The 24,090-nt window shown below is 40.0% G+C and carries 21 protein-coding genes; 5 read left to right on the top strand and 16 right to left on the bottom strand.

Annotation, left to right across the window (positions count from 1 at the left end; all coding sequences use genetic code 11):
- Window positions 1-232: 232 nt before the first annotated feature.
- The 7 genes from ADI86_RS01150 to ADI86_RS01180 form a co-directional block, all read right to left on the bottom strand.
- The gene (locus ADI86_RS01150) at window positions 233-1,087 is read right to left on the bottom strand and encodes an NAD(P)H-hydrate dehydratase (RefSeq protein ID WP_049531435.1); all 855 of its coding nucleotides are present in this window, start codon (window positions 1,085-1,087) and stop codon (window positions 233-235) included.
- A 14-nt stretch (window positions 1,088-1,101) separates the two neighbouring features.
- Window positions 1,102-1,923: a hypothetical protein gene (locus tag ADI86_RS01155; protein WP_049531436.1), complete on the bottom strand. Its 822-nt coding sequence runs from the start codon at window positions 1,921-1,923 to the stop codon at window positions 1,102-1,104.
- 52 nt (window positions 1,924-1,975) lie between these two features.
- Window positions 1,976-2,731 (bottom strand): HAD hydrolase family protein, encoded by a 756-nt coding sequence (locus ADI86_RS01160; protein ID WP_275043681.1) that lies wholly within the window; start codon window positions 2,729-2,731, stop codon window positions 1,976-1,978.
- A gap of 11 nt (window positions 2,732-2,742) precedes the next feature.
- On the bottom strand, window positions 2,743-3,600 hold the full coding sequence (locus ADI86_RS01165) for a bifunctional methylenetetrahydrofolate dehydrogenase/methenyltetrahydrofolate cyclohydrolase (RefSeq protein ID WP_049531472.1): 858 nt from the start codon (window positions 3,598-3,600) through the stop codon (window positions 2,743-2,745).
- Window positions 3,601-3,751: 151 nt separating this feature from the next.
- Window positions 3,752-4,072, bottom strand: coding sequence for a TfoX/Sxy family protein (locus tag ADI86_RS01170; RefSeq protein ID WP_049531438.1), 321 nt, complete (start codon window positions 4,070-4,072; stop codon window positions 3,752-3,754).
- 34 nt (window positions 4,073-4,106) lie between these two features.
- Window positions 4,107-4,841 (bottom strand): amino acid ABC transporter ATP-binding protein, encoded by a 735-nt coding sequence (locus ADI86_RS01175; protein ID WP_049531439.1) that lies wholly within the window; start codon window positions 4,839-4,841, stop codon window positions 4,107-4,109.
- Window positions 4,841-5,524: an amino acid ABC transporter permease gene (locus ADI86_RS01180; RefSeq protein WP_049531440.1), complete on the bottom strand. Its 684-nt coding sequence runs from the start codon at window positions 5,522-5,524 to the stop codon at window positions 4,841-4,843. Before ADI86_RS01180 ends, ADI86_RS01175 begins: the two co-directional genes overlap by 1 nt.
- A gap of 190 nt (window positions 5,525-5,714) precedes the next feature.
- Between ADI86_RS01180 and ADI86_RS01185 the strand changes: the two genes are divergently transcribed.
- The 4 genes from ADI86_RS01185 (at window position 5,715) to ADI86_RS01200 (ending at window position 9,373) form a co-directional block, all read left to right on the top strand.
- Window positions 5,715-5,945 (top strand): DUF1797 family protein, encoded by a 231-nt coding sequence (locus ADI86_RS01185; protein WP_000443570.1) that lies wholly within the window; start codon window positions 5,715-5,717, stop codon window positions 5,943-5,945.
- A 229-nt stretch (window positions 5,946-6,174) separates the two neighbouring features.
- Window positions 6,175-8,433, top strand: a complete 2,259-nt coding sequence (locus ADI86_RS01190; protein WP_049531441.1) for an ATP-dependent Clp protease ATP-binding subunit — start codon at window positions 6,175-6,177, stop codon at window positions 8,431-8,433.
- 129 nt (window positions 8,434-8,562) lie between these two features.
- Window positions 8,563-9,015, top strand: a complete 453-nt coding sequence (locus ADI86_RS01195; protein ID WP_049531442.1) for an NUDIX hydrolase — start codon at window positions 8,563-8,565, stop codon at window positions 9,013-9,015.
- Between the two features lie 58 nt (window positions 9,016-9,073).
- Window positions 9,074-9,373, top strand: a complete 300-nt coding sequence (locus ADI86_RS01200; protein WP_049531443.1) for a DUF1827 family protein — start codon at window positions 9,074-9,076, stop codon at window positions 9,371-9,373.
- A gap of 479 nt (window positions 9,374-9,852) precedes the next feature.
- On the opposite strand, the gene ezrA is transcribed toward ADI86_RS01200, so the two are convergent.
- The 9 genes from ezrA to ADI86_RS01245 form a co-directional block, all read right to left on the bottom strand.
- Window positions 9,853-11,580 carry a septation ring formation regulator EzrA gene (gene ezrA, locus ADI86_RS01205; protein WP_049531444.1) on the bottom strand — a complete coding sequence of 576 codons (1,728 nt, stop codon included), beginning with the start codon at window positions 11,578-11,580 and terminating at the stop codon, window positions 9,853-9,855.
- A gap of 81 nt (window positions 11,581-11,661) precedes the next feature.
- Window positions 11,662-13,608 carry a DNA topoisomerase (ATP-hydrolyzing) subunit B gene (gyrB, locus tag ADI86_RS01210; protein ID WP_049531445.1) on the bottom strand — a complete coding sequence of 649 codons (1,947 nt, stop codon included), beginning with the start codon at window positions 13,606-13,608 and terminating at the stop codon, window positions 11,662-11,664.
- A gap of 14 nt (window positions 13,609-13,622) precedes the next feature.
- A complete protein-coding gene (locus ADI86_RS01215; RefSeq protein WP_049531473.1) occupies window positions 13,623-14,186 on the bottom strand; it encodes an HAD family hydrolase in 564 nt (187 codons plus the stop codon).
- Window positions 14,187-14,270: 84 nt separating this feature from the next.
- A complete protein-coding gene (locus tag ADI86_RS01220; RefSeq protein WP_049531446.1) occupies window positions 14,271-14,825 on the bottom strand; it encodes a DJ-1 family glyoxalase III in 555 nt (184 codons plus the stop codon).
- A gap of 10 nt (window positions 14,826-14,835) precedes the next feature.
- On the bottom strand, window positions 14,836-16,059 hold the full coding sequence (locus ADI86_RS01225) for an FtsW/RodA/SpoVE family cell cycle protein (protein WP_049531447.1): 1,224 nt from the start codon (window positions 16,057-16,059) through the stop codon (window positions 14,836-14,838).
- 36 nt (window positions 16,060-16,095) lie between these two features.
- A complete protein-coding gene (locus ADI86_RS01230) occupies window positions 16,096-18,546 on the bottom strand; it encodes a bifunctional DnaQ family exonuclease/ATP-dependent helicase (protein WP_049531448.1) in 2,451 nt (816 codons plus the stop codon).
- Between the two features lie 197 nt (window positions 18,547-18,743).
- Window positions 18,744-19,673: a peptidase U32 family protein gene (locus ADI86_RS01235; RefSeq protein WP_049531449.1), complete on the bottom strand. Its 930-nt coding sequence runs from the start codon at window positions 19,671-19,673 to the stop codon at window positions 18,744-18,746.
- A 422-nt stretch (window positions 19,674-20,095) separates the two neighbouring features.
- The gene (locus ADI86_RS01240; protein ID WP_049531450.1) at window positions 20,096-21,724 is read right to left on the bottom strand and encodes a hypothetical protein; all 1,629 of its coding nucleotides are present in this window, start codon (window positions 21,722-21,724) and stop codon (window positions 20,096-20,098) included.
- A complete protein-coding gene (locus tag ADI86_RS01245) occupies window positions 21,705-22,454 on the bottom strand; it encodes an ABC transporter ATP-binding protein (RefSeq protein WP_049531451.1) in 750 nt (249 codons plus the stop codon). Before ADI86_RS01245 ends, ADI86_RS01240 begins: the two co-directional genes overlap by 20 nt.
- Window positions 22,455-22,632: 178 nt before the next feature.
- Here ADI86_RS01245 and ADI86_RS01250 point away from each other — a divergent pair, with 178 nt between their 5' ends.
- Window positions 22,633-24,087, top strand: coding sequence for an alpha-amylase (locus ADI86_RS01250; RefSeq protein WP_049531452.1), 1,455 nt, complete (start codon window positions 22,633-22,635; stop codon window positions 24,085-24,087).
- Window positions 24,088-24,090: the final 3 nt, after the last annotated feature.

A 24,090-nucleotide genomic window follows, 5' to 3' on the forward strand; every position in this document is an offset into this window, starting at 1 on the left:
TACAACAAAGTAGGCTCCATAATATCCATAGGGGATTTACCCACTACAAATATTATAGAGCCAAAAACTTGATATTATGCGTTTTATTGTGGTACGATTTACTTCGTTTTCTCCTGAAATTGAATTTTATACTCAATGAAAATCAAAAAGCAAACTAGGAAGCTAGTCGCAAGCTGTACTTGAATACGGTAAGGCGACGCTGACGTGGTTTGAATTTGATTTTCGAAGAGTATTACCCCAGTCTCTTTTGAGATATTTTTTTCATTACTTTGGGAAGATGACTGCTGATTTCCGTCGGCAAGACCACATAATGTTCTTGAGATAATTCTTGGGCTATGGCTGAATGAAGATGGGTTGCTACTGCCACACGCTCGTAGAGACTGGATTGTTTAAACTGGCCTGCAAATCCTGCAATCATCCCAGCCAGAGTATCTCCCATTCCTCCAGTCGCCTGATAGGGACCGCCAACCTGTAACTGGTAATAATCAGATTGGCCAGCTTGCCAAATACGAGTAGCTGCACCTTTCTCTACCAAAATTGTTCCTTGAGGGAAAGAAGTCAGGGCACTAGCTGTTGTAGCTTCGTTTTGCTTTTCAATAGCAATACCAGACAACTTTTCCCATTCTTTTTGGTGGGGAGTTAGGATAAGCTGGTTAGATGGAAATGACAAACTTGTTCTGGCAAGAATAGCCAAAGCACCTCCGTCTACAATCAAAATCTGATTCTGTCTTAAGCTAGTAGAGACCTCTTTGACTAAATCTTCTCCAAAAGCATCGTCTCGTAAACCAGGCCCCAACAAGACAACTTCTGCCTTCTCCAATTGCTCTTTTAACAATTGCTGGTCTTGAAGAGAAAAGGCCATAGATTCTGGTAAATGACTGTGCAAAGATGAGATATTTTCCCTATCCGTTCCAACAGTCACCAATCCTGCACCGCTTTTAACAGCTGCCAAAGCAGCCATGATGATAGCACCACCGTAAGGATAAGTTCCACCTAACAGAAGCAAGCGACCATAGTCTCCTTTATGACTTGTACGAGAACGTTCAATAATGACTTTTTCTAGTAAGTCTTGATCAATCACTTTCATCGTTTTTTCCTCAACTATCCTTTATCTGATTGTTTTAAAACAACTTGATAGACTTTCTTAGTCCACTCTTCTAAGTCTTCTCCAGCATAGTCAAGATAATGCACCCTATCTTGTATTTTAGTTGGAATAATATTTTCAAATTGGCTCTTATTATGAGTTGGAATAATACAAATATACAACTCACTAAATAAATTCAACATGTCCTTAATTTTTGCAACATGGTAGCCATCAAAAATATATCCAGTAAGTTTAATCAAATCTGTATAGATAAAATGAAAACTCACTCCAGGAATAAACTTGTCTTGTAATTCTTTCTCTGAAGGAGCTCGACCTAATAAACGCTCCATCGCTAATCGATAACCAGAACTTGTATTTGACCACCCTAACATGACATAGTCAAAATAATCTATCGGATCCGATGCAGCATTTCTACTATCCAAAACCAACTCCTCAGCATCTCGCCCAAAGGCTTTCACAGCAGATAAGAGCTGACCTGTTTTAAAGATAGAAATCGCTGCATCTATAGTCGTAGTATGACTACAGTAGTCTGAAGTCACCAACCTCTTATGTAGATCATAAGTCGAGGCTACTCTTTTATCTGTAGGGGTAAATGGTGGCAGAAAGGGATGCTGAAAGATGTAATCTGAAATCTCTTTTTTTAAACAAGAATCAGCACACTCAATACTTGTTTGACGTTTATGAAGTTTTTCGTAAGCTATAAATTTAGCAATTTTTTCTAATTCCCATTCTTGAATATTTGGATAATCAATTAGTGCTAAGTAGTATATTCCATCCCATTGTAAACTATATTCCCCATTATAAATTTTTAAAATCATCTAATCACCTCACTTTATTATACTACAAAAGGAGGGTCAGACCTCCTTTTATTTATTTTACCTTAAATTCCGCAAAGGTCTGTAAGATTTTAGCTGCCACTGCTGGAGAAGGTTCTCCTTTTAGCTCTAACGTTTCATCTGCATATGGAGTAAGACCAGCAAAATCTCCTATCTGGACTGAATAGAGAGATGTTTTAAACAGTTCAATATCATTTTGATCATTTCCAAAAGCAATGAAATTCTCTCCACACAATTTTTCAACAGTTGTCGCCTTATGAGTATCCCAAGGGTTGACATAAAGGCACTTTTCATGCACATGATAGGACAGATGAGCCTGCCCCAGTCTTTCTAACTGTCCAAGCAGGTCATCAAGCAAATCCTCATGGTCTCCCATATAAACGACTACCTTAATCGGAGTACCCAAGTCCTTGAGGTTCTGATGACGAGCTACCTTTAGGGGATCCACACTAGCGATAAATGGAATCTTCTCCATGATCTGACCACTATAGTCAAAGCAATCATCTGCAAAGAAAGGGAGATTGTAGGTCTGGCAATAATCTACTAGCGCCTGATAAACTCTAGTATCGAGATTTCTTTTATAGATAGCTTTCCCCAGATAATAGGCTACACCACCATTCAAACCTATAACCAAACGCTGACTGAGATCGGTACCTAATAATCCCAAACAATCCCGATAAGAGCGAGCTGAGGCAAAGACAACCTCATGCCCATGATCTTCAGCCCTTAAAAGAACCTGCTTAATCTCTTCATCTATGGTCATATAGTCAAAAGACAGCGTCCCATCCAGATTTCATCTTCCTAGTCCTTGTTTAGTGTACGAAGCGCTGCCTGATAAGTTTGTTCCATCAGCATAGTAATGGTCATAGGACCGACACCTCCGGGGACTGGCGTGATATGGCTAGCAAGTGGTGCAACAGCATCATAGTCAACATCACCACAAAGCTTGCCATTCTCATCACGGTTCATTCCCACATCGATAACAACTGCACCTGGTTTGATAAAGTCAGCAGTCACAAACTTGGCGCGGCCGATTGCGACTACAAGAATATCTGCTTTAGCAGCCACCTTGGCAAGATGATGAGTTCGTGAGTGAGTCAAGGTTACTGTCGCATTTTTAGCCAAAAGAAGCTGAGCCATGGGTTTTCCGACGATATTGGAACGACCGATGACGACCGCATTTTTACCTTCCAAGTCAATCCCATATTCATGGAACATTTCCATAATACCTGCAGGTGTAGAAGGAATCATGACTGGATGACCAGACCAAAGACGCCCCATGTTTAGCGGATGGAAACCATCTACATCCTTTTCAGGATCAATGGCTAATAAAACCTCTTCTTCATCAATATGTTTAGGTAAAGGCAACTGGACCAAAATCCCATGCCAAGCTGGATCTTGATTGTATTTGGCAATCAAGTCTAACAATTCTGCTTGGGTAATTGTTTCTGGAACTCGCACAACTTCACTACGGAAACCAGCCGCAAGGGCTGACTTCTCCTTGTTGCGAACATAGACTTGGCTGGCAGGATTGTCCCCAACCAAAATCACCACCAAACCAGGTACTAGCCCCGTTTCTTCCTTTAATCTTGCAGTCTTTTCAGCCAGCTGTCCTTGTAACTTAGCTGCTAGAGCCTTGCCATCAATAATCTGTGTCATATCACTTCTCTTTTCTTTCAAACTATCTTCCATTATACCAAAAACTACTGGTCTCCTCTAACACTTCTTTCCTAGGCTATCCTATAGTTTCAAACTATAAGAAAAAGCTCTTTTTGAGCTTTTATCATCTATTTTTTCTCAGGCAAGTTTTTCAGGACTTCTTCTTGACTTTGGGAGCAGGTAAGTAGGCATACATCTCTTTGATTAACTTCGCTAGAAAAGACTTATCTTCAAGTTCTTCTAGCAGAATCATCTCCTTGGCTCCTTCATAAGGACATTCAAGCCTAGGCTGTCCCAGCTGATCCAAGACTGCCTTCACAGGCTTCAGTAAAAAACGATTATCATAGATTCCACCAATGATTTTCCCACGATAATAAAGGATGTACTCCCCCATCATGCAACGGTAACTTATCTCCTCTAGTTCTGATAACCGTTCGAGAATAAAGGCTAAATATTCCTTACTTGAGGCCATGCATTCCACTCCTCTTCTTCCTATAAACCAGATCCTACAAAACCTTACTCAAGAAGTCCTTAGTCCGTTGTTCTTGGGTTTGTTCAAAAATCTGTTCAGGTGTTCCGTCTTCAACAACCACACCGTCTGCCATAAAGATGACACAATCTGCCACCTCACGGGCGAATCCCATCTCATGTGTTACGATAACCATGGTCATTCCTGATTTGGCAAGGTCTTGCATAACAGCCAGCACCTCACCTACCATTTCAGGGTCCAAGGCTGAAGTCGGCTCGTCAAAGAGCAAAACATCTGGTTCCATGGCCAACCCACGCGCAATAGCAATCCGTTGTTGCTGGCCACCTGACAAACTCTGTGGATAAGCTGTTGCCTTATCTGGTAAACCAACTTTTTCCAAAAGTTCCTGAGCTCTCTTATCAGCAACTTCCTTACTTTCACCTTTGGTCTTGATAGGAGACAAGGTGATATTTTCCATCACAGTCATATTAGGAAAGAGATTGAATTGTTGGAAAACCATGCCCATCTTCTCACGCATGGCAAACAAGTCATTCTTCTTGTCCGTAATATCGACTCCCTCAAAGATAACCTTCCCCTTGGTCGCTTCTTCCAACAAATTCATAGAACGAAGCAAGGTAGATTTCCCGCTCCCTGAAGGACCGATGATAACGACAACTTCACCTCTTTTAATCTCGAGGTTGATACCCTTCAATACTTCATTCTTTCCAAATGATTTATGTAAATTTTCGATTTTTATCAAGATTTCTGTCATTATTTCTTATCTCCTTGTCTCATACGTTTTTCAAAAGCTTTCAAAGCCACTGTCAAAATAGAAGTCATAATCAAGTAGTAAAAGGCTGCAAATAAAAGTGGTGTCAAAGGCAAATAGGTTGTTGTAGAAACTGTTGTAGCCCCATTCCACAACTCCATGACACCAATAGCTGATAAGAGGGAACTATCCTTGATAATGGTGATAAATTCGTTCCCCAAGGCTGGCAAGATATTTTTGATAGCTTGTGGTAAAATCACATAGCGCATGGCATTTTTAGGACGAATCCCTAAAGAATAGGCCGCCTCTAACTGACCCTTAGGAACCGCATTAATTCCGGCACGAACAGTCTCAGAAACATAAGCACCACTGTTCATAGAGATAATCAAAATCCCTGGAATCAGACGAGAAAGATCAACACCTAAAATTCCAACCTGAATAGTCGGAGCATTGATATGCATAAGGGCAAAGGCAATCATAATCTGAACCATCATCGGTGTCCCACGGAAAATCCAAACGTACAAGTTGGCCAGCCAAACCAGCGGTTTAAACTTTGAACGTTGCCCAAAAGCCAAGACAACACCCAAAATAGTTCCCAAAAAGACAACACAGATAGAAATGAGAACCGTCACAACAGCCCCATAGTTAAAATAAGGTAAATACTTAGGTAAAAAAGAAAAATTCATAGTCACACTGCTTTCTAAAATAGAATACTGTATGATTATAACATGTATTGAATTAAAATTCAAACTTTTTATCCTATTTATTCAAAAAAACTTAAAACTAGTAGATTTAGCGAGAAATCTTAGTTTTTTCTAGTCAAGTTGGCCTCCTTTATGGTAAAATAGTAACGATAAGAAATGAAGGAGAATCAAAATGGAATCACATTTGGTTAGAATTATCAACCGCCTCGAAGCAATGGCAAAAGACGGCGGAAATTTAAAACGTAATTTTGAACGCGAAGGAGTTGTTGTTGCAGAAGTTGCATACAGCCACGACGAAGAAAACGGATCAATTTTTACCCTTCGTGATGTCGAAGCTCGCGAAACTTATACGTTTGACAGCATTGACTTAATTGCAATGGAGATTTACGAACTCCTATACTAATATAAAACAAGCCGGGATTACCCCTGCATGTCTAACCAAAATCCTTTTTGTCTCACAAATAGGATTTTTTTATAGTTCAAATTCACAAAGATTTTCATTGCAACAACTTCCCAAAGCTACAATCTTTTTACTTGCTTTACACCCCAATCCTGTTATAATGAGAGTATAGAATTTTGACTATTTTTGACCTTTATACGGGTCCGGCTAAAGAAAGAAATGAGGTAGATGTATGCTTTGTCAAAACTGTAAAATCAATGACTCAACAATTCATCTTTACACCAATCTCAATGGAAAACAAAAACAAATTGACCTCTGTCAAAACTGCTATAAGATTATCAAAACAGATCCTAACAATAGCCTCTTTAAAGGTAGGACGGATCTGAACAATCGTGACTTTGATCCTTTTGGTGATTTCTTCAATGACCTAAACAATTTTAGACCTTCTAACAACACTCCTCCAACTCCTCCAACCCAATCAGGTGGAGGTTACGGTGGAAACGGCGGTTATGGTTCTCAAAATCGTGGATCTGCTCAAACTCCGCCACCTAGCCAAGAAAAAGGCCTGCTAGAAGAGTTTGGTATCAACGTAACTGAGATTGCTCGTCGTGGAGATATTGACCCTGTGATTGGACGTGACGATGAGATTATCCGTGTCATCGAAATTCTCAATCGTAGAACTAAGAATAATCCTGTTCTTATCGGTGAACCAGGTGTCGGTAAAACTGCCGTTGTCGAAGGTCTAGCTCAGAAAATCGTCGATGGCGATGTTCCACATAAACTCCAAGGAAAACAAGTCATCCGTCTGGATGTGGTTAGCTTGGTTCAAGGAACGGGTATCCGTGGACAATTTGAAGAACGTATGCAAAAACTCATGGAAGAAATTCGCAAACGTGAGGACATCATTCTCTTTATCGATGAAATCCATGAAATTGTCGGTGCAGGTTCTGCTGGCGATGGCAATATGGATGCTGGAAATATCCTCAAACCAGCCCTTGCTCGTGGAGAACTGCAGTTGGTTGGTGCTACTACCCTCAATGAATACCGTATCATTGAAAAGGATGCTGCCTTAGAGCGTCGTATGCAGCCTGTTAAGGTTGATGAACCAACCGTGGACGAAACAATCACTATCCTCAAAGGGATTCAGAAAAAATACGAAGACTATCACCACGTCCACTATACTGATGCTGCGATTGAAGCAGCTGCAACTCTTTCCAATCGCTACATCCAAGATCGCTTCTTACCTGACAAGGCCATTGACCTCCTGGATGAGGCTGGTTCTAAGATGAACTTGACCCTGAATTTTGTAGATCCTAAAGTGATTGATCAGCGCTTGATTGAGGCTGAAAATCTCAAATCTCAGGCTACACGAGAGGAAGATTTTGAGAAGGCTGCCTACTTCCGCGATCAGATTGTCAAGTATAAGGAAATGCAAAAGAAAAAAGTCACGGACCAAGACATTCCTATCATCAGCGAGAAAACCATTGAGCACATTATCGAGCAGAAAACAAACATTCCTGTTGGTGACTTAAAAGAGAAAGAACAATCTCAACTCGTCCATCTAGCCGAAGATCTCAAGTCTCATGTTATTGGACAGGATGATGCAGTTGATAAAATTGCAAAAGCTATTCGCCGTAATCGTGTCGGTCTCGGTACGCCTAACCGCCCAATCGGAAGTTTCCTCTTTGTCGGGCCAACTGGTGTCGGTAAGACAGAACTTTCCAAACAACTAGCCATTGAACTTTTTGGTTCTGCTGACAGCATGATTCGCTTTGACATGAGCGAGTATATGGAAAAACACAGTGTTGCGAAATTAGTTGGTGCCCCTCCAGGTTATGTTGGCTACGATGAGGCCGGTCAGTTAACTGAAAAAGTTCGCCGCAATCCATACTCTCTCATCCTTCTCGATGAAGTGGAAAAAGCTCACCCAGATGTTATGCACATGTTCCTTCAAGTCTTGGATGATGGCCGTTTGACAGATGGACAAGGACGCACCGTTAGCTTCAAGGATGCCATCATTATCATGACCTCAAATGCTGGGACTGGAAAAGCCGAAGCCAGCGTTGGATTTGGAGCTGCTCGCGAAGGACGTACCAACTCTGTTCTTGGTGAACTCGGCAATTTCTTTAGCCCAGAATTTATGAACCGTTTTGACGGCATCATCGAGTTCAAAGCTCTCAGCAAGGATAACCTCCTCCAAATCGTCGAACTTATGCTAGCAGATGTTAACAAACGCCTCTCTAGCAATAACATCCACCTCGATGTGACAGACAAGGTCAAGGAAAAGCTGGTTGACCTCGGTTATGATCCAAAAATGGGAGCACGCCCACTTCGCCGAACTATTCAAGATTATATTGAGGACGCAATCACTGACTACTACCTTGAAAACCCAAGTGAAAAAGACCTCAAGGCAGTTATGACCAGCAAGGGCAAGATTCAAATAAAATCTGCCAAAAAAACTGAAGTAAAGACTTCTGAAAAAGAAGTATAAATCCTATAGAAAAGGAGTAGAAAATGAAAATTTTCTGCTCCTTTTTACTAAAATAACTATAAGTTCTTGACAGCTCGGCCTTAGTCCATTATGATAATAATAAAGATACTAGAGAATGAGGAAAATGCAATGGCAAACCCAACTTTCGGAGAAAAAAAAGCAAATACAGACTATGTTGCTCGTTATGGCGTATATGCAGTTATCCCTGACGCTGAACAAAAACAAATTGTTCTTGTTCAAGCACCAAATGGCGCTTGGTTCTTACCAGGTGGTGGAATTGAAGCAGGTGAAAATCATCAGGAAGCCCTAAAACGTGAATTGATTGAAGAGCTTGGCTTCACAGCTGAAATCGGTGCCTATTACGGACAAGCTGACGAATATTTCTACTCTCGTCACCGTGATACCTACTACTACAATCCTGCCTACCTCTATGAAGCGACTTCTTTCAAAGAAGTGCAAAAACCACTAGAAGACTTTAATCATATTGCCTGGTTCCCTATTGACGAGGCTATTGAAAACCTTAAACGTGGTAGTCATAAATGGGCTATCGAATCTTGGAAAAAACAGCATAAGATTGACTAAATCAAGCTACTTTATTCAAAAAGTGCTATAATAGAATTAGAAAATTGGAGGAAATGTTATGAAGCTTATCAATACGACAAACTCACACTCGCAACTTGTTAAAAGCCAGCTAGAAAGTACCGATGCAACCCTTGTTGAGGTTTATTCTGCAGGGAATACAGATGTTATTTTTACCCAAGCTCCGCTTCACTATGAAATCCTCATCTCAAACAAACACCGTGCTATTCGCGAAACTGAAATTGAATCCATCCAAGAATTTTTCTTGAAACGTAAAATTGATAAGGATTCTATTGATGAAGCCAATATCAAGACACTCTACTCAGAGAAATTAATTGGAATTTCGATTCCAATCAAGTAAAGAAGTTGAGTAATACTCAATGAAAATCAGAGAGCAAACTAAGAAGCTAGCCACAGGGGGCTCAAAGCACTGCTTTAAGGTTGTAGATAAGACTGACGAAGGCAGTCACATATATAATCCAAGGCGAAGCTGACGGGGTTTGAAGAGATTTTCGAAGAGTATAAAAACTCGATTTGAGAAAAAATCCATTAAGTCTTTCCATAATAAAAGGCATAGTAGCAAGATTTTCTACATCTGCTATTATGCCTTTTGATAAAGATTACGGCTCTACCTTATACTCAATAAAGAAGCAAAGAGCACGCTAGAAAACTAGCCACAGGGGGCTCAAAGCATAACTTTGAAGCTACAGATAAGACTAACGAAGGCAATACCATATATAAGGCAAGGCGAAGCTGACGTGGTTTGAAAAGATTTTTGAAAAGTATTACTATAAAAAAGATTTGATTCTGTTTCTCACACAATCAAATCTTTTTCTTTTATTAAAAACGAATCGTTTCACGTGTTTTCTCATATGAGGTAACAAAGCGGTTGGTTACACCGGGCTCTGCCACTTCCAATGCTTGAGAAATCTTGTCAAATGAAGCGTGATAATCAAATTCTTTTTCAAAAATATCTAAAGCTTCGTTAAATGCTTCTTGGATGCGTTCATCAAATGAGCGATAGCGGTTAGAATATTGCAAGAGTTGCTCTGTCAAGGTTGCATACTTTACAATATTATAAGTTTCCTCCTCAAGCTCCTCCATATCCTTTGTTGCAATTTCAAGAATACGGTTAACTGACTCTATATTGACTAAGTTTTGTTCTAATTCAGCCATTAGATCTTCCGTATTATTACTTGCTGTAAAGAATAACTTCAAGAAAGTTTGTGGAATACCAGGTAGGTTCCGTTTTTCCATATATCTCTTGATTGTATGGAGACGATTAACATATACATTTGCCTTTTGACGTGCATTGATATCATCTTTCTCAACTCGTGCAAGACGCTCACTAACTGCAATTTGTTCATCTTCAATATTTTTAAGATTTTCCTGCAGAGATTCAAGTTTTTCTTCAAGAATTGAATATGCTTGAGTCGGTTCATCTTGATTTGAAGTTGCCTCAATAATAGCAGTCTCAAAGCTTTCTAATTCGGACTGTAAACGACGAACATGACTTGCATCTGACTCAGAAAGTAAATAGTTTTTACTCAAACGCTCAATGTCTTCTATCAATAAAGCATTATTTTCCTTCATGTGTTGAAGATAAGTAGGAAGTGTTGCTACTAAACCTTCTACTACTTTCTGTGCCGCAATTTCTCTTGTAAAGATATCATAAAGTGCATTAATCTCTTCTTGGATTTGAGTATTTTCGTACTCTGCATTATCCAATTCTAGTTTCGCAATATTCTCATGATTTTTCTTGAGAGCTTCATAAAGCAGTTGGAAACGCGCTTCAATATCCGTTTCAGCAAAATGATAATTAGCATCTAAAAGCTTACGGTAGCCATCTTCTAAATCTTCCAGTTGATCAGGTAGGTCTTTAGATAATGTTGCTACAATTGCTGGTATACGATCAACAATATGCGTTAAAGCCAAGATATGATTTTCAGCATTATCCAAAATCACAGCAGCCTCTACTGGGTCACCAGACGAATTTAAAGTTACAAACTGAGAAAACTCTGATTGGATATTTTCCAATTGTTTTTCAATTTCAGATAAACCTTGGCCATATTCTTCAGAATGATCAGCAACTCGGTGTTGCAACTCTTCAAACAAGTCCAAGGTATGAAGAACACGTCCACTATTTTTAGACTCTTGTTTCTCCAAATCTGCCAAGGCATTGCGAATTGCCGCAATATCTTCTTCAATCAAGGTAATTTGACTCTCGATTTGGTCAATTTGATGACTGGCCTTGAAAAAACGGAATGAGTTGTTATAGCCTTCTGCCTCGAAAAGATTATTTTCAATATCGGCAAAAGAATTAAGAGATAAATCAACCCATTTTTGATTCCATTCACGGAAAGTCACCTGACTTTGTCCAATCAAGTGCATATTTTTTACAGCTTCAACTTCATCATTAACTGGAAGATTGTAAAGCTCTTCTTTTTTCTCTTCTAAAATTGCTAATTTACTTTCATTGCGCTTCCTTACATAGATTGCGATAGCATAGGCAATGACCAATAAAACTGCAACTGCAATTATTAAATAAATTACTGGTCTAGCAGACATATTAAACTCCTTTTTTACTTGAAACAATCGTAACGATTATATCATATTTTTCAAACCAAGGGAACTACTTCTCCCGATTTTTTAGACATCCAGTGTACTATAGACGGCATTTTCTTCGATAAACTCACGACGAGGTTCTACTCGATCTCCCATCAGCATATCAAATATTTTATCTGCCTCTGCAGCATCATCCACAGAAACTCTAGCCATCAAGCGATGTTCAGGATCCATGGTTGTTTCCCATAACTGATGATCGTCCATTTCACCAAGACCCTTATAACGCTGAATGGTTGGTTTGGCACGACCTTCACTGTGGCGGGCTAAGGCTTCTTGAAGTTTAGTTTCTTGATCTGCTCCTGGCTGGATATATTCTTTAATCTCACTTCCAACCTTAACACCATAGATTGGTGGTTGGGCAATATAAACATAACCAGCTTCTAGGATTGGTTTCATATAACGATAAATCAAGGTTAAAAGAAGGGTACGGATGTGGGCTCCATCGACATCGGCATCGGTCATCAAAACGAGTTTTTGGTAACGGGCTTTTGAAACATCAAATTCTGCACCAAATCCTGTTCCCATCGCTGTGAAAAGACTACGAATTTCTTCGTTAGCAAGAATTTTATCCATACTTGCCTTTTCAACGTTCAAGATTTTACCACGAATCGGAAGGATTGCCTGGAACTCACGGTTACGACCAGATTTAGCTGACCCACCAGCTGAATCTCCTTCGACGATGAAGAGTTCTGTTTCAGCAGGATTGTTAGAAGAACAGTCTGCTAATTTCCCTGGAAGGTTGGAAATTTCTAAACCAGATTTTTTACGAGTGACTTCACGCGCACGCTTGGCAGCCACACGAGCCTTGGCAGCTAAAATTCCTTTTTCCACGATTCGCTTGGCAATCTGTGGATTTTCCATGAGGAAATCAGAGAAGGCATCACTGAAGAGGCGATTGGTAATCTTGACCACTTCACTATTTCCCAATTTGGTCTTGGTTTGTCCTTCAAACTGCGGATTTGGGTGTTTAACTGAGATAACTGCAGTTAATCCTTCGCGGACATCTTCCCCTGCTAAGTTGTCTTCATTGTCTTTCAGTAACTTATTCTTACGAGCATAGTCGTTGATAACACGTGTCAAGGCTGTACGGAAACCTTGTTCATGCGTTCCACCTTCATGTGTATGAATATTATTAGCGAAACTCATGACATTTTCATGGTAACCCGTTGTGTACTGCATGGCTACTTCAACTGTGATATCATCCATCTCACCATCTGTGTAGATTGGTGTATCAAAGATCGCATCCTTGTTCTCATTGATATATTCAACGTAACTAGCAATTCCACCTTCATAATAGTAATGCTTGGTTTGTTCCAAACCTTCACGCTTATCAGTGATGGAGATTTGAAGACCGCGATTTAAAAAGGCCAACTCTTGAATCCGTTTATTTAATTTATCAAAATCAAAGGTTGTTGTTTCAGTGAAGATTTCTGGGTCTGGTGTGAAGTGAACTGTTGTTCCCGTTTTATCTGTATCTCCAACCACCTCAAGATCCGCAACAACATGACCACGACGGTATTCTTGGTAATGAATTTTACCGTTTTTGTGGACATGAACGTCTAATTGAGTGGAAAGGGCATTAACTACTGAGGACCCTACTCCGTGAAGACCACCTGAGACCTTATATCCGCCACCGCCAAACTTTCCTCCAGCGTGAAGGACAGTAAAGACAGTCTCAACGGCAGGTCGACCTGTTTTTTCCTGAATATCGACTGGGATACCACGCCCATCATCGACAACAGTAATCGAATCATCTGGCTCAATAAAGACTTGAATATGGCTGGCAAATCCTGCCAAGGCCTCGTCAATTGAGTTATCAACAATTTCCCAGACTAGATGGTGAAGACCTTCTTTTGAAGTTGACCCGATATACATCCCTGGACGCATACGAACAGCCTCTAAGCCCTCTAAAACTTGAATTTGACTGGCATCATAATCTTGTGCCTGCAGATTTTTGATTTCTTCTGTCATCTTATTCCTTTTTCTTACATGTCTAATACTTGTCTTAAATTCACGATACTGGTAAACAAGTGGGTAGCTAGTCCTGCAGCTTGCCCGGCTTCGATATCAATCGGCCGATCACCAATGACAAGACCAGAGCTAATCTGATACTTTTCTCTTAAATAAATCATGGACTCAGGATTTGGTTTTCTCTTAAATCCTGAACTAGAAGTCACCACTTCTGTAAAATAAGCTGCTATAGAGGTTTTTTCTAAAATTTCCAAGACCTGATTATTTCGGTGAGAGACCAAAAAATGACGCCCACCTTGATTTGAAATGTCTTCCAATAAGTCAGAAACTCCATCAAACAAAATAGGATGTTCTAGCTCTCTGGCTTCATTTTCCTTGTACTTTTCTAAAAAATGCTCTAAGTTGGGAGCGAATGTTTCAATCGCAAAATCAGTAGAAACCTTTAAAGCTTGATAGACACTGTCATGGTCCTGTGTGATGCCATACAGCGCTAAAGTTTCAACAAATGCAGCTGTTGAAGTTTCATAATTATCTAGTAAAGTTCCACCTAAATCCCAGATATAATCGTGATATTTCATAGCTTTCATTATACCATTTTTTCATTAAAAAAGCGATGATTTCCCTGAGTTTTCCACATAAAAAACGAGAGTTTGACTCCCGTTTTACTGATTTTTACCAAAGACATCTCGATAAAGCATTCCTGTTCGTAAACTCTCTGCGTCTCCTCCTAGTTGCTCCACCAACTCGTAGGCGAAGGCAAGGGCTGTTGAGGGGCCTCGACTGGTTGTCAAATGACCATCTACCACTACTGTTTCCTTGACATATTGACCATCAAGGATTTGCTCTTGAACGCCATCATAGCAAGTGTATTGCTTGTTTTTCAATAGCCCTGCTTGATTGAGGGCAATTGGCGCCGCACAAATGGCTGCTAGTTTCTTCCCTTCTTGCTCAAAGCTTTGCAATTCTTGAATCAAGGACTGATTGTCACGCAAATGTGCAGAACCAGGCATTCCGCCAGGAAGGACAATCATGTCATAGTCTGATAAATCACCATCAAAAACACGATCTGCTCTTACTTGGATTGCATGCGAACCCGTTACTTGCTCTTCAAAACCAACCATATCACATGTGATATTAGCACGACGCAAGACGTCTACAACTGTCAAAGCTTCAATTTCTTCAAAGCCCTGAGCCAACATTACTGCTACTTTAACCATGATTTCCTCCTTATTTGATTCGTTTTAATACAACTTTTTTTCGCTTGAATGGAACTTTTCCACTCTTTTCTTCAGCTAAATTTGTCTGGTAACTCATCGATAAAAGCAAGCCAACACCAATCAAGTTACTGATAATCGCCGACCCACCTTGTGAAATGAAAGGCAAGGGAATCCCCGTCAAGGGAAGCAAACCTGTCACAGCACCGATATTCTCAAAGATATGGAAGAGCAACATCATAATCAAACCTGTGGAAATATAAGTATAGAACTGGTTATTTGATTTAAGTGTAATCTTCAACATACGGTAAATCAGCATGAGATAAAGGGCGATAACAAGGACAGAGCCAATAAAGCCAAAATCTTCTGCAATAACCGTGAAAATCATATCCGACTCTCGAACTGGGATAAGCAAATTAGAAGCATTAAACCCTTGACCGAACAAGCCACCACTACCAATCGCAATCTGTCCTTGAGCCTGCTGGTAAGTGGTTGTTTGGGCAAAGTCAAATGGATTAAGCCAAGCCAAAATACGGTTGATTTGATAAGTCGGCATCCCCAGTTGATGGAGAAAAGCACGACCATCCTTACTGATAAAAATAGCTAAGAAACCAGCAACTCCTGTTACAGCAGTCGCAAATACTGGAATAATAATTTTCCAAGAAACTCCTGATAGCAAGACGATTCCTGAGAAAATGGCTACAAAGACTAAAGCCGTCCCCAAGTCACTTTGAAGTGCCAAAAGAACTAGGACTGGAATGGTAAAGAGAATCATCCAAAAAATTAATAAAAAGTCCAAAGATACTGTACGGTGCCATTCCTTATGTTTCTTTGTAAATTGGACAATGACACGGGCCAACATGAGGATATAGGATATCTTCATAAATTCTGACGGTTGGAATAGGGTAATGCCGTTTATAGATACCCAGTTTTTGGCACCCGTTGATGCAACTAAACTTGGATTATAAAAGACAATCGGTAAGACCATAAGTCCCAATCCTAAAATATATAGGAAAGGCGTCACCTTCCAAAGAAATTCTGTATTAAAGAGCATGACCACAAAACCAATCACAAGCCCCAAGGCAATCCAGGCGACCTGTTGCCCTAAAATGGGCAGAATATTATTTGGATAATCATGACTAACGGCTATATAAATAGCCACCACGCCAATAACCAGTAGAAAAAATACTGGCAAGAGCAAACTATAATCGACTCTAGAGTCGAGAGAACGTTTCATATATATTAACCTTATACTTTCATACAATACTACTTATCAAAGTTCATTTAAAAATTTATCAATAACTTCATTAACTTCAGACTGAGAGAGGGTTTTAACAGTCGCTTCTTTTGCTAGAGATGCTACTATTTGTTTGCCATATCGCTTTCCGACAATTCTCCTATCCAAAATAAGAGTTAAGGAACGTTGGTGTTCGCGTCTCATACTTCTTCCCAAAGCCTGCTTTAAGCGAATAATGGCCATTGGCAACTGATAATCATAAAAGGCATTTTTTCCTTCTTGATTCAGTTCCTGATTAATCTTTTTCGTCAAGGGCTCTTGGGGATTTTGGAAAGGAAGTCTTGGTATAACTTGAATCACAAAAGGATGACTTGAAAAATCAACTCCCTCCCAGAAACTTGCTGCACCAAGCAGGATTTGTTGTTCACCTTTTTCAAAGCGTTTCTTAAGCTGATGAACATCCCCATTTTTATACTGGGCTAAGTGGCTAACTGGAAGTAAATCCGATACTGCTAGAAGCATGTCTTTAGCAGTAAAGAGAACTAAAATCGGTTGCTGGAAAGCTTGAACTTCCATCAGCAAATTAGCTACCTCTTTAGCGTAAACTTCTAAGGAGGTTTCTGTTACCAAAGGGAAATCTTTAACCAAGACCACTTCTTGATCTTGTTTTTTCCGAGTTTCAACCTTGACAAATTTGGCTTCAGGATAGCCTAGAAGGTCTGCCAAAGAAACTCTCTGACTAATCTCAAGAGTAGCCGACACGCCCAAGACTTGACATGAATTAGGCACTAAAGAAGATAGAAGAATACGGCCTGATTTCGTAGAAGAAATCTGAATTTTCTTTTGACTCGTTTCAGTTGCTTCAAGCCAGTAATCTCGGTCAGTTGTAAAATAGCGAACCAGCTCTTCAAAGCCTTCTACTTCTAATTCTGAAAAATACTGGTGGAGATTGGCAAGAGAATCTAAGATATTTTTCTTAGATTTCCCAGACTGAAATTGTTCGATCAAGTAGAGGCACTCAAAGCGAATACTTTCTAGTATTCGTTGCTGGACCTTATTTTGCTCCTCCAGTAAAGCCTTATCAAGCAAATCGATAATAGACTGGATATCGTGGGTCTCTTGAAGCAGATTTTCTAAAGCTAACAAAATCTTTTGAACTTCATCAATAATCAATAAACGGTCGCTGACAAATTCAGGATTATCTTCCAGTCTGGTTACAAGATAGGCATGATTGGTCACTAAAAGCTTGCAGGTTTGTGCCTTTTCTTGACTACGTTTCCAGAAATCTTCCATTACAAATAAGCTCTTGGATGATAAATTTCCGTCATGACGAAGATCTGTCAGAAAATGTTGATAACGGTAAAGTTGCCCAATTTCATCCAAATCTCCTGTCTCTGTCTCAGTCAGCCAGACCAAGAGTTGCATTTTAAAGCGTCTAAATAAGCGATTTTCATCATTTGCCTGCAAGGAACGATAAAAGGCATCCAACTTCAGATAATTTTGTGGCCCCTTTAAACTATGAATATCTATATGGAACACTTCCTTGAGACGTTTACCTTCTTCTTCCATGATTTGATTTTGAAGAATCTTTGTCGGAACACTAAGAACAATTTGACGCTCTTTGGCTTGAGATAAAGCAGGTAAGAGATAGCCATAGGTTTTCCCAATCCCTGTCGGCGCTTGAATTAGAGAGACAGGCTCATCTTTCAATAGCAAGCCAACCTCTTTAGCAAAACTTTCTTGCTCCTCTCTCACCTCAAGGTTCAACAGAGAAATATTTTTAGAAAAGTCTTGAGATAGTTTTCGTGGCTCCAAGAGAGCTGGAATTTTCTTGAAATACAGTCCTTGAACTTGGACCAAGTCTGGAGAACTCAGGATAGATTGGCTGCGATAAATTTCTTCAATAACCAGGTAGGACTCATATAGGAGAGCGTCAGCCATTTCCAACAAACGTTCCAAGAGACCTTTAGGAAGCTGGGCCATCTTTTCCCGTAAAAAAAGAAGTAATTCTGCTGTAGCTTGGGCATCTGAAAGGGCTGTGTGAGCGTGTTTAAGAGGAATTCCTAATTCTCGGCACAATATCGGCAAGCTATATTTTTCCAGCTCAGGGAAAAAGACTTGGGCCAATTCGACCGTATCAACACGAGGATTTCTTAGCTCATAGCCTTCAAAAAATAAATTTTCCGCCAAGAGATTGGCATCAAACTGAACATTATGGGCTACAAAAATCCCATCCTCCACCAAGTCAAAGATTTTTCTGGCAACTTGCGAAAAATCAGGTGCTTGCGCCAGACGTTGATCTGTCAATCCTGTCAGTTCTTTGATATGATCATCCAAAGGTTCATGGGGATTGACATCCGTCGTATAGTGATCAACGATTTTTCCATCCTCAATCACAACAATTCCCACTTGGATAATTTTAGCCTTACTACCTGTGCTAGTTGCCTCTAAATCAACCACAACATAGCGATTACCAATCGTTTTCATTATAAAAAATTATACCAAAAAAAGGGCCATTTGGCACCTGCAAACATGGGATAATTTTCAAACTCAAGAAAGTTACTTGTATTAAAAACACCGTCAAATAGAGCAGCCTAGCCTGCTGATTTTTTGAAAATGGTGAAGAAATAAAAAAGTTGAGAGAAGAAATTTTAAATCTTCCTTCTCTCAACTGTCCATTTACTTTATTTAACCATATCAGGATCGTAGTCATAGAATCCTGTATCAAGGAATCGGTTTTTAGGGTGAAGTTTACGAACTTCTTCATCTAGCAAGAAGGCTTGGTCATGGCTAAAGTTACCCTCTTGAATCAAGCTACGCGCTTGGATAAAGAGTTTTGCAATCTCAACAAAGTTCTGACCAGGAGTGTAAAGCCCTTCTAGTTTCCAATGAGTAAAGCCATGCTCCACCAATTCTATCAATTTAGTCATCAAATCCAGGTCATTGTTGGCAAAGATGTGAGTACCATGATTGTCTTCAAAAATGGAATAGTGGCTCTCTGGGTCACTTGGCTCAGCCAAGAAGAGGTCACGCTTGCGAGTCTTTTCATCATCGATATGCGTAAAGTTATAGTAGTTTTGCAAGAGCGGACGCTTAGAATGGTGAATAACACTAGCTCCGTAAACCAACACTTCAGCAGGAATTTCCAAAATTTCAGGCATCTTGAAAAGTTCTGCAGATGGGATTTCACGCGCCAAAACAGCCTCAGATGCGCCAGCCTTTTGTCCCCAGAAGTTAATCTGACGACTGCTAGTTACCATAGTCGAAGCATCGTAGATGGTCTTAAATGAATAACCATCGCGGTTGACTACGTAAAAGACACCTGCATCCCCAATCGTAATGTAATCGGTCTTGATTTCTTCCAAAAAGTCTAAGAAAGGCTTGATACGGTCCATCATATCTTGGTGCATGAGGGCGTTAACCGCAACAATCAATTCCTTATCCGCATCATGAACCAGCTTAGCGATTTCACGCAATTGATCATAACTAAAGGTTGTTGGCAGACGAAGGCCAAAATCTTTCTCACCAACATAGATACGGTCTACGCCAGCTTCGAGCAGTTGTTCAACTTGTTCAATACTTTCAGCAGTTGCTGTAATGATAATCTTTTCCATAAGAAAAATTATACCACATTTCTAGCAAATCAGCCAATACTTATCAGAGTTTTACAAATAAGGATAATTTCTCAGGTAACTTACCAAAGTGTAAACTAGTCTAAAACAGGTTTTTATAAGAATAACTAGATAAAAGGCAGACCCGGAAGCATAAGAGAGCTCACCAGTAACAATGATTTTGTATGCCATCCATAAATGGCTAACATCTCAAACTCCATTAAATCATAGATAAGATCTAGTCCTAAATTTAAGCAATTTATACATTATTATAAATTTCTAGTCGTTTTTTATTATGATAACAGAAAAACTAGAAAAACGAGTATCTCCAACTACGGAAATGCTCGTTTTTTTGATAGTTAGAAGTAGTTTTTTCTCAGCTTCATTTCTTTTTATAAAATTTATCAAGCAAGCAACTAACTAGCTCATCTTTTTTCTATTTCTGCCAATATGTGTGACAGGTAGTAATGATAGCTAAATATAGCAAGACCAAGCAGGAGGATAAGAGCTCCTACTCCCAAACTGATGGCAAGGATAGTGGAGAGAGGCTGAACCAAGAATATGCTCACAATGGCTGAAATATACAAGATAGCACTATAAATAAAAATCAGAACCATTTTGACTATGCCCTTTGAACGATTCACCAGGTCCGTAATGCTACTCCAATTGGTTGACAGATTTTTCACATCCTTAAAGTAATGGTGGCAAGAAAGGATGACACTGGCAAGGATCCATGCTACAAGAAGGTAAATCATCGAAAGGATGGGCAATCCTAAATAAAGGGAAAGACCAAGTAAAGTCACGATAGGTAAGAGGGACTGGACAGCAAAGATAATCCAAAATTTCACTTTCACATAACGAGCAAAGTCAAAGGGTAAACTCTTCAGAAAATCAATATTTTCCCTCTCCAAGGATAAGGCAATTGAAGGCAGGCTGGTAATATTGTTATTGACAACTGCTATAAACATTCCTACAAAAAACAAGGGTAACCAGTATGAAGGATGAACGTCTGGAACTAACTGAGAATCTCGGATTGTGGAAATTGGACCGAACATAAGGAGATAGGGAAGGAAGGCACTTGTAAAAAGCACTGTAATTACGCCAGTTCCCTGTCCCAAGAGGGAGAGGTTGTAGCGCAAAACCATGCGGAAAAATCCCTTTTTAGTCCTTGAAATCCCCTCTTTACTGCGACGTTCTTTTTTGACCTTCTCCTCACTGTTAAGCAGGATAACGTCATAAAAACGAGGAAGAACCTTCTTTTTGGTCAGATAAAGCAGGAAGAGAGTTAATCCCATCCAAGCGAGCAGACCCAGTATGGCCTCTGTCGAAAAAGGCTCTACTGCTATTTTATAAAAGAGATGAATAGGGTAAAGAAGTGGTGAAATGTCTCTACCTCTGTCAACTATAGCTCCAGAAGTCGACTGTAGGACAAATAATAAAGGCATTAGAACCCCAATCCCAATCATCACATTGGCAAAAATAGACTGATACTTTCTGAAAACCGCAGTTAGAGCCAAGAAATGCACTACCCCTACCATCACTAAAGTAACAGAGACAAATAATAAGGTCAAGGACAGCAGCATCAAGGGCAAGCCCAACCAAAGAGAAGGAGCTAGCCTAATGTAGAGAACTAGAAAATAAGCTAGAATTGGTACAATTCCAGCCAGAGCTGGCAAGAGAACAGACAGTCCTTTAGCAATTACAATCTCTGATTCTTTAAAGGCATAGGGACTATAGGAGGCCAAATCCTTACTCTCATAAAAGACATTGTAAAAGGCAGTGAAAGCCGTTGAAAAGGCAAGCACCAATAAAATAGCAACCATGCTACTAAAAAGACTTGGCATTTCCTCAAAAGGAAAACGAAAGGCTATATTTATAAACAAGAGGAGCATCAAGATACTGGAAAAAATGTAGGAGCGTAAGACTTTAGCTGAAACATTTACTTTTTTCCCGGGATTCTTAGCCTGCTTCTTTCGTAGGTTAGCCAGATTCGCTTCTTTAGATGAATAAAGGATATTGATATCAACTAATTTTTTAATGACCTTGAGACGCATCTGTAACCTCCTCTTTTCTACCAGCCAGGCTAAGGTAGATACTTTCCAAAGACTGATCTGGGTGGTCTTTTCTCAAGTCCTCTACGCTACCACAATAGATCAAATGCCCCTTTTTCAAAATGGCAATCCGATCACAGACCTGCTCGGCTACCTCTAGGACATGAGTTGAAAACAAGACAATCTTACCTTTTTGTGCATGTTCCTTCATCATTTGCTTCAAATCAAAGGCAGCCTGAGGATCCAAACCAGTCAAGGGTTCGTCCAAGACCCAAATATCAGGATCAGACAAGAGTGCTCCGATGACAAAGACTTTCTGACGCATTCCGTGAGAAAGGGTTTCAATAACCTGATAACGATTTTCAGCAAAATCAAAAACGTTCAATAGCCTAGCTAGACTAGTCTCCAAGTCAGAGCTACTCAAATCGTAGGATGAGGCAATCAATTCCCAAAATTCATTGGCTGTTAAGCGTAAAAATAAGTCAGGCGAGTCTGCAACGTAGGCAATCTTTCGTTTGATCTCTAAGCGATTTTCCGATAAATCCTGACCGTCTACCAAAATACGGCCACTGCTGGGCGAAATGATACTGACTAAGGATTTTATGGTGGTCGATTTTCCAGCCCCATTATGACCAATCAAACCCATAATCTCCCCATTTTCAATCTGCAAATTGAGATTGCTCAAAGCCTCTTTATCACCATACAACTTACTAACATTTTGAAATTCAATCATGAGCTGACTCCTATCTTTATCTATATTACATACTATTATACTAGCACTTTGATACAAAAAAATCAACACTTTATTTTAAGTAGTTAAAATAGTTTCCTTCTATTTTATGCAAACGTTGGCGCTAACCAATACTTTATGATAGAATAAAGAACAAGATTGACAAGTAAGAGGAAAAACAATGCAAAATCAAACACTCATGCAATACTTTGAATGGTATCTGCCCCACGACGGTCAGCACTGGACGCGTCTAGCTGAAGATGCTCAACACCTAGCTGATCTCGGTATCAGCCATGTCTGGATGCCACCAGCTTTTAAGGCTACCAATGAAAAAGATGTGGGCTATGGTGTCTATGACTTATTTGACTTAGGAGAGTTCAACCAAAAAGGAACTGTCCGCACCAAGTATGGTTTCAAAGAAGACTATCTTCAAGCCATTCAAGCCCTAAAAGCGCAGGGAATTCAACCCATGGCCGATGTGGTACTCAATCACAAGGCTGCAGCCGATCATATGGAAGCCTTTCAGGTTATCGAAGTGGATCCTATAGACCGTACAGTTGAACTTGGAGAACCCTTCACTATCAATGGCTGGACTAGCTTTACCTTTGATGGTCGCCAAGATACCTACAATGACTTCCACTGGCATTGGTACCACTTTACTGGCACAGACTACGATGCCAAACGTCGTAAGTCTGGGATTTATCTGATCCAAGGGGACAACAAGGGCTGGGCAAATGAGGAATTAGTTGATAACGAGAACGGAAACTACGACTACCTCATGTATGCCGACCTAGACTTTAAACATCCTGAAGTCATTCAAAATATCTATGACTGGGCTGACTGGTTCATGGAAACGACTGGTGTAACTGGTTTCCGCTTGGATGCAGTCAAACACATCGATTCTTTCTTTATGCGCAATTTCATCCGTGATATGAAGGAAAAATATGGTCAAGATTTCTATGTTTTTGGTGAATTTTGGAATCCAGATAAGGAAGCCAATCTGGACTATCTTGAAAAAACGGAAGAACGCTTTGACCTTGTCGATGTTCGTCTCCACCAGAATCTCTTTGAAGCCAGTCAAGCTGGCGCAAACTATGACCTTCGTGGTATTTTCACAGATAGCTTGGTTGAACTCAAGCCCGACAAGGCTGTGACTTTTGTCGACAACCACGATACCCAACGAGGTCAGGCTCTTGAGTCTACCGTTGAAGAATGGTTCAAACCAGCAGCTTATGCCCTCATTCTGTTACGCCAAAATGGCCTTCCATGTGTCTTTTACGGCGACTACTATGGGATTTCAGGGCAATATGCTCAACAAGATTTCAAAGAAGTCCTTGACCGCCTCCTAACCATCCGAAAAGATTTGGCCTATGGAGAACAAAATGACTACTTTGATGACCCTAACTGTATCGGTTGGGTACGTTCAGGTGCTGAAAATCAATCACCAATCGCAGTCTTGATTTCAAATGACCAAGAAAACAGTAAGTCAATGTTTGTCGGCCAAGAATGGACTAACCAAACCTTCGTAGATTTACTTGAAAACCACCAAGGTCAAGTTACAATTGACGAGGAAGGTTATGGACAATTCCCAGTCTCAGCTGCTTCGGTAAGTGTCTGGGCAGCTAATACAATCTAATAC

Source organism: Streptococcus pseudopneumoniae, from assembly GCF_001074975.1.
GTDB classification, from domain to species: Bacteria; Bacillota; Bacilli; order Lactobacillales; family Streptococcaceae; genus Streptococcus; species Streptococcus pseudopneumoniae_D.

Excerpts from the sequence above, each read along its gene's own strand:
- ADI86_RS01150 (WP_049531435.1), bottom strand. The coding sequence starts at position 1,087 with ATGAAAGTGATTGATCAAGACTTACTAGAAAAAGTCATTATTGAACGT.
- ADI86_RS01215 (WP_049531473.1), bottom strand. The coding sequence starts at position 14,186 with ATGAAATATCACGATTATATCTGGGATTTAGGTGGAACTTTACTAGAT.
- ADI86_RS01195 (WP_049531442.1), top strand. The coding sequence starts at position 8,563 with ATGGCAAACCCAACTTTCGGAGAAAAAAAAGCAAATACAGACTATGTT.
- ADI86_RS01185 (WP_000443570.1), top strand. The coding sequence starts at position 5,715 with ATGGAATCACATTTGGTTAGAATTATCAACCGCCTCGAAGCAATGGCA.
- ADI86_RS01190 (WP_049531441.1), top strand. The coding sequence starts at position 6,175 with ATGCTTTGTCAAAACTGTAAAATCAATGACTCAACAATTCATCTTTAC.
- ADI86_RS01230 (WP_049531448.1), bottom strand. The coding sequence starts at position 18,546 with ATGAAAACGATTGGTAATCGCTATGTTGTGGTTGATTTAGAGGCAACT.
- ADI86_RS01225 (WP_049531447.1), bottom strand. The coding sequence starts at position 16,059 with ATGAAACGTTCTCTCGACTCTAGAGTCGATTATAGTTTGCTCTTGCCA.
- ADI86_RS01175 (WP_049531439.1), bottom strand. The coding sequence starts at position 4,841 with ATGACAGAAATCTTGATAAAAATCGAAAATTTACATAAATCATTTGGA.
- ezrA (WP_049531444.1), bottom strand. The coding sequence starts at position 11,580 with ATGTCTGCTAGACCAGTAATTTATTTAATAATTGCAGTTGCAGTTTTA.
- ADI86_RS01250 (WP_049531452.1), top strand. The coding sequence starts at position 22,633 with ATGCAAAATCAAACACTCATGCAATACTTTGAATGGTATCTGCCCCAC.
- ADI86_RS01200 (WP_049531443.1), top strand. The coding sequence starts at position 9,074 with ATGAAGCTTATCAATACGACAAACTCACACTCGCAACTTGTTAAAAGC.
- ADI86_RS01155 (WP_049531436.1), bottom strand. The coding sequence starts at position 1,923 with ATGATTTTAAAAATTTATAATGGGGAATATAGTTTACAATGGGATGGA.
- ADI86_RS01170 (WP_049531438.1), bottom strand. The coding sequence starts at position 4,072 with ATGGCCTCAAGTAAGGAATATTTAGCCTTTATTCTCGAACGGTTATCA.
- ADI86_RS01180 (WP_049531440.1), bottom strand. The coding sequence starts at position 5,524 with ATGAATTTTTCTTTTTTACCTAAGTATTTACCTTATTTTAACTATGGG.
- ADI86_RS01245 (WP_049531451.1), bottom strand. The coding sequence starts at position 22,454 with ATGATTGAATTTCAAAATGTTAGTAAGTTGTATGGTGATAAAGAGGCT.
- ADI86_RS01220 (WP_049531446.1), bottom strand. The coding sequence starts at position 14,825 with ATGGTTAAAGTAGCAGTAATGTTGGCTCAGGGCTTTGAAGAAATTGAA.
- ADI86_RS01235 (WP_049531449.1), bottom strand. The coding sequence starts at position 19,673 with ATGGAAAAGATTATCATTACAGCAACTGCTGAAAGTATTGAACAAGTT.
- ADI86_RS01165 (WP_049531472.1), bottom strand. The coding sequence starts at position 3,600 with ATGACACAGATTATTGATGGCAAGGCTCTAGCAGCTAAGTTACAAGGA.
- gyrB (WP_049531445.1), bottom strand. The coding sequence starts at position 13,608 with ATGACAGAAGAAATCAAAAATCTGCAGGCACAAGATTATGATGCCAGT.
- ADI86_RS01240 (WP_049531450.1), bottom strand. The coding sequence starts at position 21,724 with ATGCGTCTCAAGGTCATTAAAAAATTAGTTGATATCAATATCCTTTAT.